Raw genomic sequence first — 13,142 nt, 5'->3', positions numbered from 1 at the left:
AGCAAAGCAGCCCGAAAGCTGCTCTGTAATTTGGTTATTTTAACGTGATTATTTAATCAATGTTGCTTTAGTTATGATAATTGGCTCAACCGGTATATCTCGCATTCCATTAGGAAGTGCTTTGGTTTTTTTTGTTGCCATTTTTTGGATAACATCAAAACCTTGAGTTACTTTACCAAAAACAGCATAACCTGGTGGGCGTTGACTTCCGTTTAGAAAGTCATTGTCATTAAGATTAATATAAAATTGGCGAGTGGCTGAATCAGGGTTATTAGTACGAGCCATTGCAATCGTTGCTGTATCGTTTTCTAATCCATTATTGCCTTCATTTCTGATTGGACCATAACTTGATTTTTTCAGCATGTCTTTATCAAAACCACCACCTTGAGCCATAAAGCCCGGAATTACACGGTGAAATTGAGTGCCTACGTAGCTACCGTCTTCTACATAACGGATAAAGTTGGCAACAGAAATAGGCGCTTTCTCTGAATTTAGTTCAACAGTGAAGTTACCTAGTGTTGTTTCGAATTTTACAGATTCAGCAAATGCGGCATTAGTGAATCCAAGAGCTGCAATTAATAGTGCGGCTTTAGAAGTCCATTTCATCATTAGAAATTACCTTTAATATAGGTTTGTAGTTCTTCATCTACTGCAATCTTATCTAGTACTGCATTTAAAAGATCATTAAGAACTGCTTCGATATCCTGATTGTCAGCGCTCATTGCGCCTGTTTTTTCAGATACACCGTTGTATGTTTTTACAAATTTACCTTGTGGTGTTTCTGCGGTAATTTGCAGTTTAACTTGAGTTTTGATTTCATTGCTCATTAGTGAGTGCTGAACACTCACTAGAGCTTTAATGATGTCTAAACGCAGTGTGTTATCGCTATCTACAGTAATAACAAACCCTTGTGTTTTTAGTTGTGTTGCCAATGCATCTTCAAGTGTTACACGTAGGTTTTGTTTAGCGTGGATTGGTTGTACGTTCTGGCGTCCGTTATCGATGACCGCAACGTATTGTGCTGTACGTAAGTCACTGCTATCTAAAGTCAGTTTTACACCGTCCACGATCTGATGTGCATTTGATGAAGCAACAGGTTGGATATCCAACTGAGGATCAGAAGGAGCGCTACATGCGGCTAAAAATAAAGCAGAAAGGGCGATAATTGCCTTTTTCATTGGGATATCCTTTTTATTTTGATTTTTCAGCTTTAACAGCTTCTAAAATAACGAATTTTGAATTGCTAGCAATAGTGGTGACATTTTCTTCACCGAACAAGCGACATAATTTATCATCATAATCAAGATGACGGTTTCCAATAACTAATAATTTCCCTTCTTTACATAAGATGTGCTTAGCATCACAGAACATTTGCCACGCGATATGATCAGTAATGGCTTGCCCTTGATGGAAAGGAGGGTTACATAGTACTAAATAGCTACTGTGTTTTTTAAAGCCATCTAAGCAATTGTTGGCAATAAATTGGAATTGACGCTCTTTGCCTAAATTGACTTCTAGATTACGGCGAGCAGATTCAACAGCCATAAAGCTTTCATCAACACAGGTAATACGAGCTTCAGGGTTTAGTTGAGCTGCTTTAACGCTAAGAACACCGTTACCACAACCTAAATCAATAATATGACGTAATTCAGGATCAACTGGGATGTGCTCAAGCATAAAGCGAGCCCCTTGATCTAAACGTTCACCAGAGTAGACATTAGGGTAGTTTAATAAATCAATGTCTTCATTATCAACACTCCAGCATACCGCTTCTGCAATGGTTGCTGGGTTCGTTGCATTTGCATTTGAAAACACTAAACGATGCTTCTTCCAAGCTAAAGAGGTTTTAGTTTCACCTAGATAATCTTCAAACAACTCAAGTGTTGAACTGTGAATTTCTTTTGCTTTATTAACAGCAATGATTGGACATTTAGCTGTCATCGATTGGCGAAGTTGTTGAAGTTGCCATGTTAGCATGCGGTTATTTTTAGGGATTTGCATTAATACAAGATCAAACCCTTGGGGCATTTCTTCTGTTGATGTGATTAGCTGTACACGATTACATTGGTTACGTTGTAGATTTTTTAAGGTACCGCGTTGAGCAACAAAAGAATCAGTCATCATAGTAACGTTATGTTTTTCAGAGAACCAACAAGATAAAGCACCAAAATTATCATTTAAGATAAGAATGTTTTTTCCATCTTCTAAGTTTAATTCTTCAATGTGATTAATGATGTATTCATCACCAGCATCCCAAGCTTGTAATAATTCTTGAGCGCGTTTTGGGTAACGCTGTAAATTCAAGCTTCGGTCAAATAAACATAATTCGGTTTTCATAATTTAGGTCTTCAATAAGGTACACTTCTGGCTATTGTCGCAAATGGTGTATAAAGTGGAAATAGAAGAATTCAAATAAAGAAAGGAATTATATGATTCAGCATCAAATTGAACATAAATTACGAACTGAACTGTCGTCGTCTTACTTAAAAGTATTAAATGAGAGTTATATGCATAATGTGCCAGAAGGCTCAGAGAGTCACTTTAAAGTGATTGTTGTTAGTGATGAGTTTGAAGGAAAGCGTTTATTAGCTCGCCATCGCATGATAAATGCAATTTTGGCGGATGAACTAGCGAATTATATCCATGCTCTTGCTATCCATACCTATACAGAAGCTGAGTGGGAAGCGTTAGATGCTGAAAAAGTTCCATTATCACCTAACTGTATGGGGGGTTCAAAAGGTTAACAATGAAACGAAAATGTTTAATTTTTAACATAAAATAAATAAATGTTACTTTCAATTGTTAAAAAATGACTAACTATCGATGTCATTGCTACTAAGGTGGTATTTTTTGATTTTGGACAATAATTGTGCACTGGATCTAAAATGCTTAAACCATTTCAATGATTTCTAACAATGAAGAGCAAAAAATTGTGGGAATCTGGCTATTGAACGTGGCATCCACACCATAAAAAGTGCTAGAATCTTCCGTCTTAAAATAGCTTTTTTCGTCTTTATGTAAAAAGCATATTGCTAAAATGTTACATCTGTGGTGGTTTTTCTACTTTGGATTGAGCAGATTAGTAATGTCGTGTCTTATATAGAATCCTTTTTCCCAATAAAATTAGTGCAAGTGCGTATGATTACAATAAAAAAGGGTTTGGATCTTCCTATTGCAGGAGTTCCAACTCAGGTGATTAATGATGGTAAAGCCATCAGTAAAGTCGCCTTGCTTGGCGAAGAGTACGTTGGTATGCGTCCTACGATGCATGTCCGCGTGGAAGATGTAGTAAAAAAAGGTCAAATTCTTTTTGCTGATAAAAAGAATCCTGGCGTTATTTTTACTGCTCCAGTAAGTGGTAAAGTTATTGAAATTAACCGTGGTGCAAAACGTGTACTTCAATCTGTAGTTATTGCAGTTGAAGGCGAAGAGCAGGTTACTTTTAATAGCTATGCAGCAAATCAGTTAGCTTCTCTTGACCGTAATGCGGTTAAGCAACAGCTTATTGATTCAGGTGCATGGACTGCATTACGTACTCGTCCGTTCAGCAAGGTTCCAGCGATCGATTCTGAAACAAAGGCTATCTTTGTGACTGCTATGGATACTAATCCTCTAGCAGCTGATGCAGAAGTGATCATTAACCAACAAGAAGAAGCTTTTGTTGCAGGCTTAGATCTATTATCTGTATTAACAGGTGAGAAGGTTTATGTATGTAAGAAAGGGGGTAGTTTACCTCGTTCTTCTCAAAGCAATGTTGAAGAACATGTATTTGATGGACCTCATCCAGCAGGATTAGCAGGTACACACATGCATTATTTATATCCAGTGGATGTAAATAATGTTGCGTGGAGTATTGGCTACCAAGATGTAATTGCTTTTGGTCAACTTTTCTTAACGGGTGAAATTTACTCGGACAGAATCGTTTCTCTAGCTGGACCTGCAGTAAATAATCCTCGTTTAGTTCGTACTATTACTGGTGCTAGCTTACTTGAATTAACAGACAGCGAAGTTATGCCTGGTGAAGTACGAATCATTTCTGGTTCTGTATTAAACGGTACTCAAGCGTCTGGTCCTCATGGCTACCTTGGTCGTTACCATCAACAAGTATGTGTGCTTCGTGAAGGTCGTGAGAAAGAATTGTTTGGTTGGGCTGTCCCAGGTAAAAACAAATTCTCAGTTACTCGTTCATTCTTGAGTCATCTATTCTCTGGTCAAGTGTTTAACATGACGACAACTACTAATGGTAGTGATCGTGCAATGGTGCCAATCGGTAGTTACGAGCGTGTAATGCCATTAGATATGGAACCAACAATGTTACTACGTGATCTTTGTGCTGGTGATGTTGACAGTGCTGCGCGTTTAGGTGCATTAGAATTAGATGAAGATGATCTAGGTTTATGTACTTATGTGTGCCCTGGTAAATATGAGTATGGTCCAATGCTTCGTGAGATCTTGGATACCATCGAGAAGGAAGGGTAATCGATGAGCCTTTTAAAGTTTATTGAAAAAATTGAACCTCATTTCGAACCTGGTGGAAAGCATGAAAAATGGTTTGCTCTGTATGAAGCAGCAGCAACTCTTTTTTATACACCTGGTACGGTAACAAAAGGTGGTTCACATGTTCGTGATAGCGTTGACTTAAAACGTATCATGATCATGGTTTGGTTTGCAGTATTCCCAGCAATGTTCTGGGGCATGTACAACGCAGGTAACCAAGCAATTGTTGCTCTTGAGCACATGTATTCTGGTGCTGAACTGGCTTCGGTAATTTCTGGCAACTGGCATTACTGGTTGACTGAAATGCTTGGCGGCACGGTAAGTGCTGATGCAGGCTGGGGCAGTAGCATGCTACTGGGTGCTACTTACTTCTTACCTATCTATGCAACCGTATTTTTGGTTGGTGGTTTCTGGGAAGTATTGTTCTGTATGGTGCGTAAGCATGAAGTAAACGAAGGTTTCTTTGTTACTTCTATTCTTTTCGCATTGATCGTTCCGCCAACACTTCCTTTATGGCAAGCAGCGTTAGGTATTACCTTCGGTGTTGTTGTTGCTAAAGAGATCTTTGGTGGTACTGGTCGTAACTTCCTTAACCCAGCACTTGCGGGTCGTGCATTCTTATTCTTTGCATACCCTGCTCAAATCTCAGGTGATGCGGTTTGGACTGCTGCTGATGGCTTTTCTGGTGCAACTGCACTTAGCCAATGGGCACAAGGCGGCCAAGGTGGTCTAGTTAATACGGTAACTGGCAACACTATCTCTTGGATGGATGCATTCATTGGTAATATCCCAGGCTCAATTGGTGAGGTTTCGACTCTTGCTTTGATCCTTGGTGGTCTAATGATCGTTTATATGCGTATTGCATCTTGGCGTATTATTGCGGGTGTTATGATCGGTATGGTTGCAGTATCAACACTGTTTAACCTGATCGGCTCTGATACAAACGCAATGTTTAGCATGCCTTGGCATTGGCACCTAGTTCTAGGTGGTTTTGCATTTGGTATGATCTTTATGGCAACAGACCCTGTATCGGCGTCATTTACCAATAAAGGTAAGTGGTGGTACGGTATTTTAATCGGTGGTATGGCTGTAATGATCCGTGTAGTTAACCCTGCATACCCTGAAGGTATGATGTTAGCTATTCTGTTTGCAAACCTATTTGCTCCACTGTTTGATAACCTTGTAGTTGAAGGTAACGTGAAACGGAGACTAAAACGCTATGGCAAGTAATAACGATAGCATTAAAAAAACACTCGGTGTTGTTATTGGTTTGAGCTTAGTGTGTTCAATCATCGTATCAACAGCTGCTGTTGGCCTGCGTGATAAGCAAAAAGCGAACGCAGTGCTTGATAAGCAAAGCAAAATTGTTCAAGTTGCTGGTGTGACTGGCGAAGGTACTATTCCTGAGCTATTTGCAGCGAACATCGAACCTCGTCTTGTTGATTTTAAAACAGGTGAGTTTGTTGACGGTGATGCTGCGACTTACGATCAACGTAAAGCAGCAAAAGATCCAAAACAATCAATCAAGCTAACCGCTGAGCAAGATAAAGCGAAGATCATTCGTCGTGCTAACTTAGGTGTTGTTTACCTAGTTAAGAGCGGTGATACAGTATCTAAAGTTATTATCCCTGTTCATGGTACTGGCTTATGGTCAATGATGTATGCATTTGTTGCAGTTGAGACTGACGGTAACACAGTTGCGGGTATCACTTACTACGATCAAGCGGAAACTCCAGGACTTGGTGGTGAAGTTGAAAACCCAACGTGGCGTGCACAATTTGTAGGTAAGAAATTGTTTGATGAAAATCATAACCCTGCAATTAAGATTGTTAAAGGCGGTGCTCCAGCTGGTTCTGAGCACGGTGTAGATGGTCTTTCTGGTGCAACGCTAACAGGTAACGGTGTTCAACACACGTTTGACTTCTGGTTAGGTAATGATGGCTTTGGTCCATTCCTTGCTAAAGTTCGTGATGGAGGTCTGAACTAATGGCTAGCGCAAAAGAAATTAAAAAGAGCATTTTAGCGCCGGTGTTGGATAACAACCCGATCGCGCTTCAAGTTCTTGGTGTATGTTCGGCTCTAGCTGTAACTACTAAACTTGAGACGGCTTTTGTTATGACGTTAGCGGTAATGTTTGTTACTGCGTTGTCTAACCTATTCGTTTCGCTAATTCGTAATCACATGCCAAACAGCGTTCGTATCATCGTACAGATGGCGATCATTGCTTCTTTGGTAATCGTTGTTGACCAAGTATTGAAAGCATATCTTTATGATATCTCTAAACAGCTTTCTGTATTTGTTAGCTTGATCATTACAAACTGTATTGTAATGGGTCGTGCTGAAGCGTTCGCAATGAAGTCGGCACCTCTTCCATCTTTCATTGATGGTATTGGTAACGGTCTTGGTTACGGTTTTGTATTGATGACAGTTGCATTTTTCCGTGAACTTTTAGGTTCAGGTAAACTGTTTGGTGTTGAAGTTCTTCCACTTGTTTCTAACGGTGGCTGGTACCAACCAAATGGTATGATGCTTCTAGCGCCATCTGCATTCTTCTTAATTGGTTTCATGATCTGGGCTATCCGTATCATTAAACCTGAACAAGTAGAAGCGAAGGAGTAAGGTCGAAATGGAACATTATATTAGTTTACTTGTTAAATCGATTTTCATCGAAAACATGGCGCTTTCATTCTTCCTAGGTATGTGTACTTTCTTAGCTGTGTCTAAGAAAGTAAAAACATCGTTTGGTCTTGGTGTTGCGGTAGTTGTTGTTCTAACAATTGCTGTACCAGTGAACAACCTTGTATACACTTACTTACTGAAAGAAAATGCGATTGTTGCTGGTGTTGATTTAACATTCCTTAGCTTCATTACCTTTATTGGTGTTATCGCTGCCCTTGTACAAATTCTAGAAATGATCTTAGACCGTTTCTTCCCACCTTTGTACAATGCGTTAGGTATTTTCCTTCCGTTAATCACAGTTAACTGTGCGATTTTCGGTGGCGTATCTTTCATGGTTCAACGCGACTATAACTTTGCAGAATCTGTAGTATACGGTTTCGGTTCAGGTGTTGGTTGGATGTTGGCTATTGTGGCTCTTGCTGGTATTCGTGAGAAAATGAAATATTCAGACGTACCTCCAGGTCTTCGTGGCCTAGGTATTACTTTCATTACAGTAGGTTTAATGGCGTTAGGCTTTATGTCTTTCTCTGGTGTTCAACTGTAGGGTAAGCACCCAATAATAAGGAATAACAAATGCAAAGCATTATTCTTGGTGTAGCGATGTTTACCATTATAGTATTGGCTTTGGTATTGGTGATTTTATTCGCTAAATCTAAACTGGTACCTTCAGGTGACATTACTATCTCTGTAAACGGCGATCCTGAAAAAGCGATCATTACACAACCTGGTAGCAAATTACTTAATGCTCTTGGTAGCGCTGGTATTTTTGTATCATCAGCGTGTGGTGGTGGTGGCTCTTGTGGTCAGTGTCGTGTGAAAGTGAAATCTGGCGGTGGTGATATTCTGCCTACAGAGCTTGATCACATTTCTAAAGGTGAGGCTCGCGAAGGTGAGCGTCTAGCATGTCAAGTTGCAATGAAAACTGACATGGAAATTGAACTTCCTGAAGAAATATTTGGTGTTAAAAAGTGGGAATGTACGGTTATCTCTAATGATAACGAAGCTACTTTCATCAAAGAACTTGCTCTTGCTATCCCTGATGGCGAAGAAGTTCCATTCCGTGCTGGTGGTTACATTCAAATTGAAGCTGAACCACATCATGTGAAATACTCAGATTATGATATTCCAGAAGAATATCGTGGTGATTGGGATAAGTTTAACTTGTTCCGTTACGAGTCTATCGTTAAAGAGCATTCGATCCGTGCATACTCTATGGCTTCATACCCAGAAGAGAAAGGCATTATCAAGCTTAACGTACGTATTGCTACTCCGCCGCCAAATAATCCTGACGTAGCTCCTGGTATCATGTCATCTTATATCTGGTCTTTAAAAGAAGGCGACAAATGTACTATTTCTGGTCCATTTGGTGAGTTCTTTGCAAAAGATACTGATAATGAAATGGTATTTATCGGTGGTGGTGCGGGTATGGCGCCAATGCGTTCTCATATCTTTGACCAACTTTTACGTCTTAAATCAACACGTAAAATGTCTTACTGGTATGGTGCTCGTTCTAAGCGTGAAATGTTCTATGTTGAAGACTTTGATGGCCTAGCGGCTAACAATGAAAACTTCGTATGGCACTGTGCTCTGTCTGATCCTATGCCAGAAGATAACTGGGATGGTTACACAGGCTTCATTCATAACGTACTTTATGAAAACTACTTGAAAGATCATGAAGCGCCAGAAGATTGTGAATACTACATGTGTGGTCCACCAATGATGAACGCTGCTGTAATCGGTATGCTGAAAGACCTTGGTGTTGAAGATGAAAACATCTTACTAGATGACTTCGGTGGTTAATCCATTGAAGTAAGAAATATTGGCTGACTCATCACTGAGTCAGCCTTTTTTCGTATTAATGAGCGATATTTAACCTGACAAAGTACAGGGTTATAGGTTTTTTAAAATCTATATTCCTGTGTATTGTTTACGTTATTTTAATGTATTTTAATTAAGGAGTTGGCAGTGATTGTCAGTGTTACTCATTTAGTGAATAAAACTAAAATTGTTTTATTATCTTGCTTAGCATTAGTTTTGCTTTCAGGTTGTGGTGATCAACGTGAGCAAATATATATAAATGGTCCGACAATGGGGACTAGCTACAATATTAAATTCATTAATAAAGAAGGTTTACCTACAACAGAAGAAATCCATGCAGAAGTGGATAGAAAACTCGAACTTGTTAATGATCAAATGTCGACATATCGCCAAGATTCAGAGTTAAGCCAATTTAATCAAAGTACAGATTTAACACCGTTTACTGTTTCTAAAGATACAGCAACAGTAATCAACGAGGCCATTCGTTTAAATAAAATGACGGAAGGTGCACTGGATATTACGGTTGGCCCATTAGTTAACTTATGGGGGTTTGGTCCAGAAGCTCGCCCTGAAGTGGTTCCAACAGAAGAAGAACTAAATGCTCGTCGTGAAGTTGTTGGTATCCAACATTTAAGTGCGACAGCGACAACAGTAACAAAAGATATCCCAAATCTTTATGTGGATCTTTCAACCATTGCAAAAGGTTGGGGGGTTGATGTTGTAGCTAATTATTTAGAAGAATTAGGCATTACTGACTACATGGTTGAAGTTGGTGGCGAAATGCGAGTTAAAGGCAGCAATAAAGAGAATGTTGCTTGGCGTATTGCAATTGAAAAACCTTCAGTAGATGAACGCTCAATTCAAGAAATTATTGAGCCAGGACATCATGCTGTAGCGACATCTGGTGATTACCGTATTTATTTTGAAAAAGAGGGTGTTCGTTATTCTCATATCATTAACCCAATTACAGGTAAACCAATTGCCAATAAAGTTGTCTCAGTTACAGTACTTGATAAATCTTCAATGACAGCGGATGGCCTAGCAACAGGTTTAATGGTGTTAGGTGAAGAGAAAGGCATGGAAATCGCCAACAAAAACAATATTCCTGTTTTCATGATTGTGAAAACAAAAGATGGCTTTAAAGAGATAGCTTCTAAAGCCTTTAAGCCTTTTTTGAAATAAGTGAGTAGATAATGAGTACTTTCCTAATTACATTTGGTGTTTTCTTAGCGGTTATTTGTGCAATGGCAATTGGCTATATTGTGCAACGTAAAGTCGTTAAAGGAAGTTGTGGTGGTCTTGGTGCTGTTGGTATCGATAAAGTATGTAACTGTCCTGAACCATGCGATGCTCGTAAAAAACGCGAAGCGAAAGAGGCGATTAGAGCTGAGAAATTGGCAGCATGGGAAAAAGATCGTATCGCATAACTGTCGACAGTGAGTTATAGATAAATAAAAACAGCATCAGTAATGGTGCTGTTTTTTTATTTGATGATTAATTATTTGAATAAAAAATAGTTCAGCGTTATTATTTGGCTGTGTATTTATACAGTTGTCTTATATGAATGTAAACATGGAAATCTCGCAACTAGAAGCTGAAAAAAAAGGGCGAAAAATAATTCATATTGATATGGATTGTTTTTACGCAGCAGTAGAAATGCGGGATAACCCAGCTTTGCGTAATGTGCCTTTAGCGGTTGGTGGTCATGAAAGGCAACGTGGTGTATTAAGTACTTGTAATTATGAAGCTAGAAAATTTGGTATTCATTCAGCTATGCCGACAGGTAAAGCCTTAAAGCTTTGTCCTAACCTTATTGTTGTTCCTGGAAGAATGCAGGTATACAAAGAGGTATCCCATCATATCCATCGTATATTCAGACGATATACCGATAAAATAGAGCCTTTATCTTTAGATGAGGCTTATTTAGATGTTAGTAACTGCTCACTTTTACATGGTTCTGCGACATTAATAGCAGAGCAAATCCGTAAAGATATTTTTAACGAGTTAGCCTTAACTGCATCTGCTGGTATCGCTCCGCTTAAATTTTTAGCCAAAATAGCTTCTGATCTTAACAAACCTAATGGTCAATATGTCATAACACCTGAAACGGTAATGGATGAAGTTAATAAATTACCCTTAGAGAAAATTCCAGGAGTTGGAAAGGTTAGTTTAGAGCGTTTACATCAATGTGGGCTGTATACATGTAGTGATGTTCAAAACAGTGACCAACGAGATCTTCTATTGAGATTTGGTAAAATGGGAGCCTCTTTATGGAAGCGCTCTCATGGCATTGATGAGCGTGAAGTGGTTACAGAGAGAAATAGAAGATCGGTAGGGGTAGAAAGAACTTTTACTCATAATATTAGTTCGTTTGAAGAATGTTGGTCAGTGATTCAAACCCGATTATATCCTGAATTAGAAAAGCGACTTTTAAAAGCTAACGGTTCATTAGATATTGCTAAGCAGGGTATAAAGATTAAATTTGCAGACTTTCAGCAAACGACAATAGAGCACGTACATTATCACCTCACTTTACCTTTTTTCGAAGAATTGCTCGTTGAAGTTCTAGAAAGAAAGAAAGGACGAGAAATTAGGTTGATAGGGGTAAGTGTGATGCTAAAAGATAAAGAGGTGTTTCAGCAGTTAAGTTTAATTTGAAGATGATTTATTGAGCGTGATGTAGCACTAATGATACCTATGTTTATAAAGTGAGGTGTGGGTGTAATCTGCTCGTTTTGACTTTGTTTTTTATCGTTGTTTATAAATTAGGTGTTTGTAATATAAAGTATTTTTTCTAGAGGTTAGAAAAACAGCACTATATAATTCCGTTTCAAAATTTATAAGATAATAATTATACAGAAACGGTTGTTTATGAAATTTACAAAATGTGCGTTGGCGTTAAGCTTAGCTTTTCCTACAGTGGCTGTTTCTGCGCCACTGCTTTCTTTAGATACGTTAACGAATCAAGAGAAAATTCAACAAACCAATGCATGGCTAGAAATAGATACAAAAGCATTCCAGCATAATATAGATACATTAAAACAGACATTATCTGAAGGCACAAAAGTATGTGTAATCATGAAAGCAGATGCTTATGGTAATGGTATCGAAGGATTAATGGCTTCTGTTATTGATCGTAATGTTGATTGTATCGGCATTACCAGTAATGAAGAAGCTCGTATTGTTCGAGCTAAGGGTTTCGAAGGCGAAATCATGCGTGTTCGCGCGGCAACACCTAATGAAATTCAATCAGGTTTAGAGTACCAAATTGAAGAGTTAATTGGTTCTAGTGAACAAGCTAATACCATTGCAAAATTAGCGAAAAAAAATAATACAATTATTCCTGTTCACTTAGCAATTAATGCGGGTGGCATGGGACGTAATGGGTTAGATTTAACTCAGTTACAAGGTAAGAAAGAAGCGTTAAATATTGCCTTTAATGGTCATATTAATATAGTTGGGATCATGACGCACTTCCCTAATGAGTCAGTTGAAGAGATCCGGACAAAGCTGAATTTATTCAAACAAGAAAGCCAATGGCTGATTGACGAAGCTCAGTTAAATCGTGAAAATATCACTTTACATGTAGCTAACTCTTACACCACAATTAACTTACCAGAAGCGCATTTAGATATGGTTCGCCCTGGTGGCCTACTGTACGGTGATATGCCAAGTAACCCTGAATACAAACGTATCGTTCGCTTTAAAACCTCTGTTGCCTCTTTAAATTACTTACCAAAAGGCAGCACTATTGGCTACAGCAGCACTTACGTACTAGGTCGTGATTCAATTCTAGCCAATCTACCATTAGGCTATTCTGATGGTTATGTACGCTCAATTGGTAATAACGGCTATGTATTAATTAATGGCCAGAAAGCAAATGTAGTGGGTGTGACATCTATGAATACCACCATGGTTGATGTTACCGATATTGCTGATGTTCAACCAGGTGATGAAGTGGTTCTTTTTGGTTCTCAAAATGAAAAGACGATTGAAACTAAAGAAATGGAAGCGTTCAGTAGCCGTAGTATGCCTGAACTATACGTTATCTGGGGGGCAACTAACCCAAGAGTCTATTTCTAAAACCAATAATTAGCTAATTAATTGAATTGATATAAATAAAACGGTCAGCGTATGCTGACCGTTTT

14 protein-coding genes are annotated in these 13,142 nt (G+C 38.7%); 11 read left to right on the top strand and 3 right to left on the bottom strand.

Annotated features, from left to right (window positions below):
• Positions 1-48: 48 nt before the first annotated feature.
• Genes AC2IP4_RS09995 through AC2IP4_RS09985 form a run of 3 tightly spaced genes read right to left on the bottom strand, consistent with a single transcriptional unit; the run spans position 49 to position 2,337 of the window.
• Positions 49-609, bottom strand: coding sequence for a peptidylprolyl isomerase (locus AC2IP4_RS09995; RefSeq protein ID WP_375321970.1), 561 nt, complete (start codon positions 607-609; stop codon positions 49-51).
• Positions 609-1,178: a YajG family lipoprotein gene (locus AC2IP4_RS09990; protein ID WP_375321971.1), complete on the bottom strand. Its 570-nt coding sequence runs from the start codon at positions 1,176-1,178 to the stop codon at positions 609-611. Before AC2IP4_RS09990 ends, AC2IP4_RS09995 begins: the two co-directional genes overlap by 1 nt.
• 13 nt (positions 1,179-1,191) lie before the next feature.
• The gene (locus tag AC2IP4_RS09985; RefSeq protein WP_375321972.1) at positions 1,192-2,337 is read right to left on the bottom strand and encodes a methyltransferase; all 1,146 of its coding nucleotides are present in this window, start codon (positions 2,335-2,337) and stop codon (positions 1,192-1,194) included.
• A gap of 92 nt (positions 2,338-2,429) precedes the next feature.
• Between AC2IP4_RS09985 and bolA the strand changes: the two genes are divergently transcribed.
• From bolA to alr, 11 genes are all read left to right on the top strand, one after another.
• Positions 2,430-2,744 (top strand): transcriptional regulator BolA, encoded by a 315-nt coding sequence (gene bolA, locus AC2IP4_RS09980; RefSeq protein ID WP_105054224.1) that lies wholly within the window; start codon positions 2,430-2,432, stop codon positions 2,742-2,744.
• A gap of 394 nt (positions 2,745-3,138) precedes the next feature.
• Complete coding sequence (locus AC2IP4_RS09975) at positions 3,139-4,479, top strand: Na(+)-translocating NADH-quinone reductase subunit A (RefSeq protein ID WP_061005130.1); 1,341 nt, start codon at positions 3,139-3,141, stop codon at positions 4,477-4,479.
• 3 nt (positions 4,480-4,482) lie between these two features.
• A complete protein-coding gene (locus tag AC2IP4_RS09970) occupies positions 4,483-5,727 on the top strand; it encodes an NADH:ubiquinone reductase (Na(+)-transporting) subunit B (RefSeq protein ID WP_105054225.1) in 1,245 nt (414 codons plus the stop codon).
• Complete coding sequence (locus AC2IP4_RS09965; RefSeq protein ID WP_105054226.1) at positions 5,717-6,484, top strand: Na(+)-translocating NADH-quinone reductase subunit C; 768 nt, start codon at positions 5,717-5,719, stop codon at positions 6,482-6,484. Before AC2IP4_RS09970 ends, AC2IP4_RS09965 begins: the two co-directional genes overlap by 11 nt.
• Positions 6,484-7,116 (top strand): NADH:ubiquinone reductase (Na(+)-transporting) subunit D, encoded by a 633-nt coding sequence (locus AC2IP4_RS09960; RefSeq protein WP_060993546.1) that lies wholly within the window; start codon positions 6,484-6,486, stop codon positions 7,114-7,116. The genes AC2IP4_RS09965 and AC2IP4_RS09960 overlap by 1 nt, the downstream gene beginning before the upstream one ends.
• A gap of 7 nt (positions 7,117-7,123) precedes the next feature.
• A complete protein-coding gene (gene nqrE, locus AC2IP4_RS09955; protein WP_060993545.1) occupies positions 7,124-7,720 on the top strand; it encodes an NADH:ubiquinone reductase (Na(+)-transporting) subunit E in 597 nt (198 codons plus the stop codon).
• Between the two features lie 29 nt (positions 7,721-7,749).
• Positions 7,750-8,976: an NADH:ubiquinone reductase (Na(+)-transporting) subunit F gene (gene nqrF, locus AC2IP4_RS09950; RefSeq protein WP_375321975.1), complete on the top strand. Its 1,227-nt coding sequence runs from the start codon at positions 7,750-7,752 to the stop codon at positions 8,974-8,976.
• Between the two features lie 165 nt (positions 8,977-9,141).
• Positions 9,142-10,176, top strand: coding sequence for an FAD:protein FMN transferase (locus AC2IP4_RS09945; protein ID WP_375321976.1), 1,035 nt, complete (start codon positions 9,142-9,144; stop codon positions 10,174-10,176).
• A gap of 11 nt (positions 10,177-10,187) precedes the next feature.
• Complete coding sequence (gene nqrM / locus AC2IP4_RS09940) at positions 10,188-10,421, top strand: (Na+)-NQR maturation NqrM (RefSeq protein WP_375321977.1); 234 nt, start codon at positions 10,188-10,190, stop codon at positions 10,419-10,421.
• A gap of 145 nt (positions 10,422-10,566) precedes the next feature.
• Positions 10,567-11,652 carry a DNA polymerase IV gene (gene dinB / locus AC2IP4_RS09935; protein WP_375321978.1) on the top strand — a complete coding sequence of 362 codons (1,086 nt, stop codon included), beginning with the start codon at positions 10,567-10,569 and terminating at the stop codon, positions 11,650-11,652.
• A 213-nt stretch (positions 11,653-11,865) separates the two neighbouring features.
• Positions 11,866-13,077: an alanine racemase gene (gene alr / locus AC2IP4_RS09930; RefSeq protein WP_486310224.1), complete on the top strand. Its 1,212-nt coding sequence runs from the start codon at positions 11,866-11,868 to the stop codon at positions 13,075-13,077.
• Positions 13,078-13,142: the final 65 nt, after the last annotated feature.

The organism is Aliivibrio thorii, assembly GCF_057368585.1.
This window is presented reverse-complemented; position numbering and strand designations above follow the sequence as displayed.

Bases quoted from the DNA above. Each gene is read 5' to 3' on its own strand.
- nqrF (WP_375321975.1), top strand. From the start codon at position 7,750: ATGCAAAGCATTATTCTTGGTGTAGCGATGTTTACCATTATAGTATTG.
- AC2IP4_RS09960 (WP_060993546.1), top strand. From the start codon at position 6,484: ATGGCTAGCGCAAAAGAAATTAAAAAGAGCATTTTAGCGCCGGTGTTG.
- AC2IP4_RS09990 (WP_375321971.1), bottom strand. From the start codon at position 1,178: ATGAAAAAGGCAATTATCGCCCTTTCTGCTTTATTTTTAGCCGCATGT.
- AC2IP4_RS09970 (WP_105054225.1), top strand. From the start codon at position 4,483: ATGAGCCTTTTAAAGTTTATTGAAAAAATTGAACCTCATTTCGAACCT.
- nqrE (WP_060993545.1), top strand. From the start codon at position 7,124: ATGGAACATTATATTAGTTTACTTGTTAAATCGATTTTCATCGAAAAC.
- alr (WP_486310224.1), top strand. From the start codon at position 11,866: ATGAAATTTACAAAATGTGCGTTGGCGTTAAGCTTAGCTTTTCCTACA.
- AC2IP4_RS09995 (WP_375321970.1), bottom strand. From the start codon at position 609: ATGATGAAATGGACTTCTAAAGCCGCACTATTAATTGCAGCTCTTGGA.
- nqrM (WP_375321977.1), top strand. From the start codon at position 10,188: ATGAGTACTTTCCTAATTACATTTGGTGTTTTCTTAGCGGTTATTTGT.
- AC2IP4_RS09965 (WP_105054226.1), top strand. From the start codon at position 5,717: ATGGCAAGTAATAACGATAGCATTAAAAAAACACTCGGTGTTGTTATT.
- AC2IP4_RS09985 (WP_375321972.1), bottom strand. From the start codon at position 2,337: ATGAAAACCGAATTATGTTTATTTGACCGAAGCTTGAATTTACAGCGT.
- AC2IP4_RS09975 (WP_061005130.1), top strand. From the start codon at position 3,139: ATGATTACAATAAAAAAGGGTTTGGATCTTCCTATTGCAGGAGTTCCA.
- dinB (WP_375321978.1), top strand. From the start codon at position 10,567: ATGGAAATCTCGCAACTAGAAGCTGAAAAAAAAGGGCGAAAAATAATT.
- bolA (WP_105054224.1), top strand. From the start codon at position 2,430: ATGATTCAGCATCAAATTGAACATAAATTACGAACTGAACTGTCGTCG.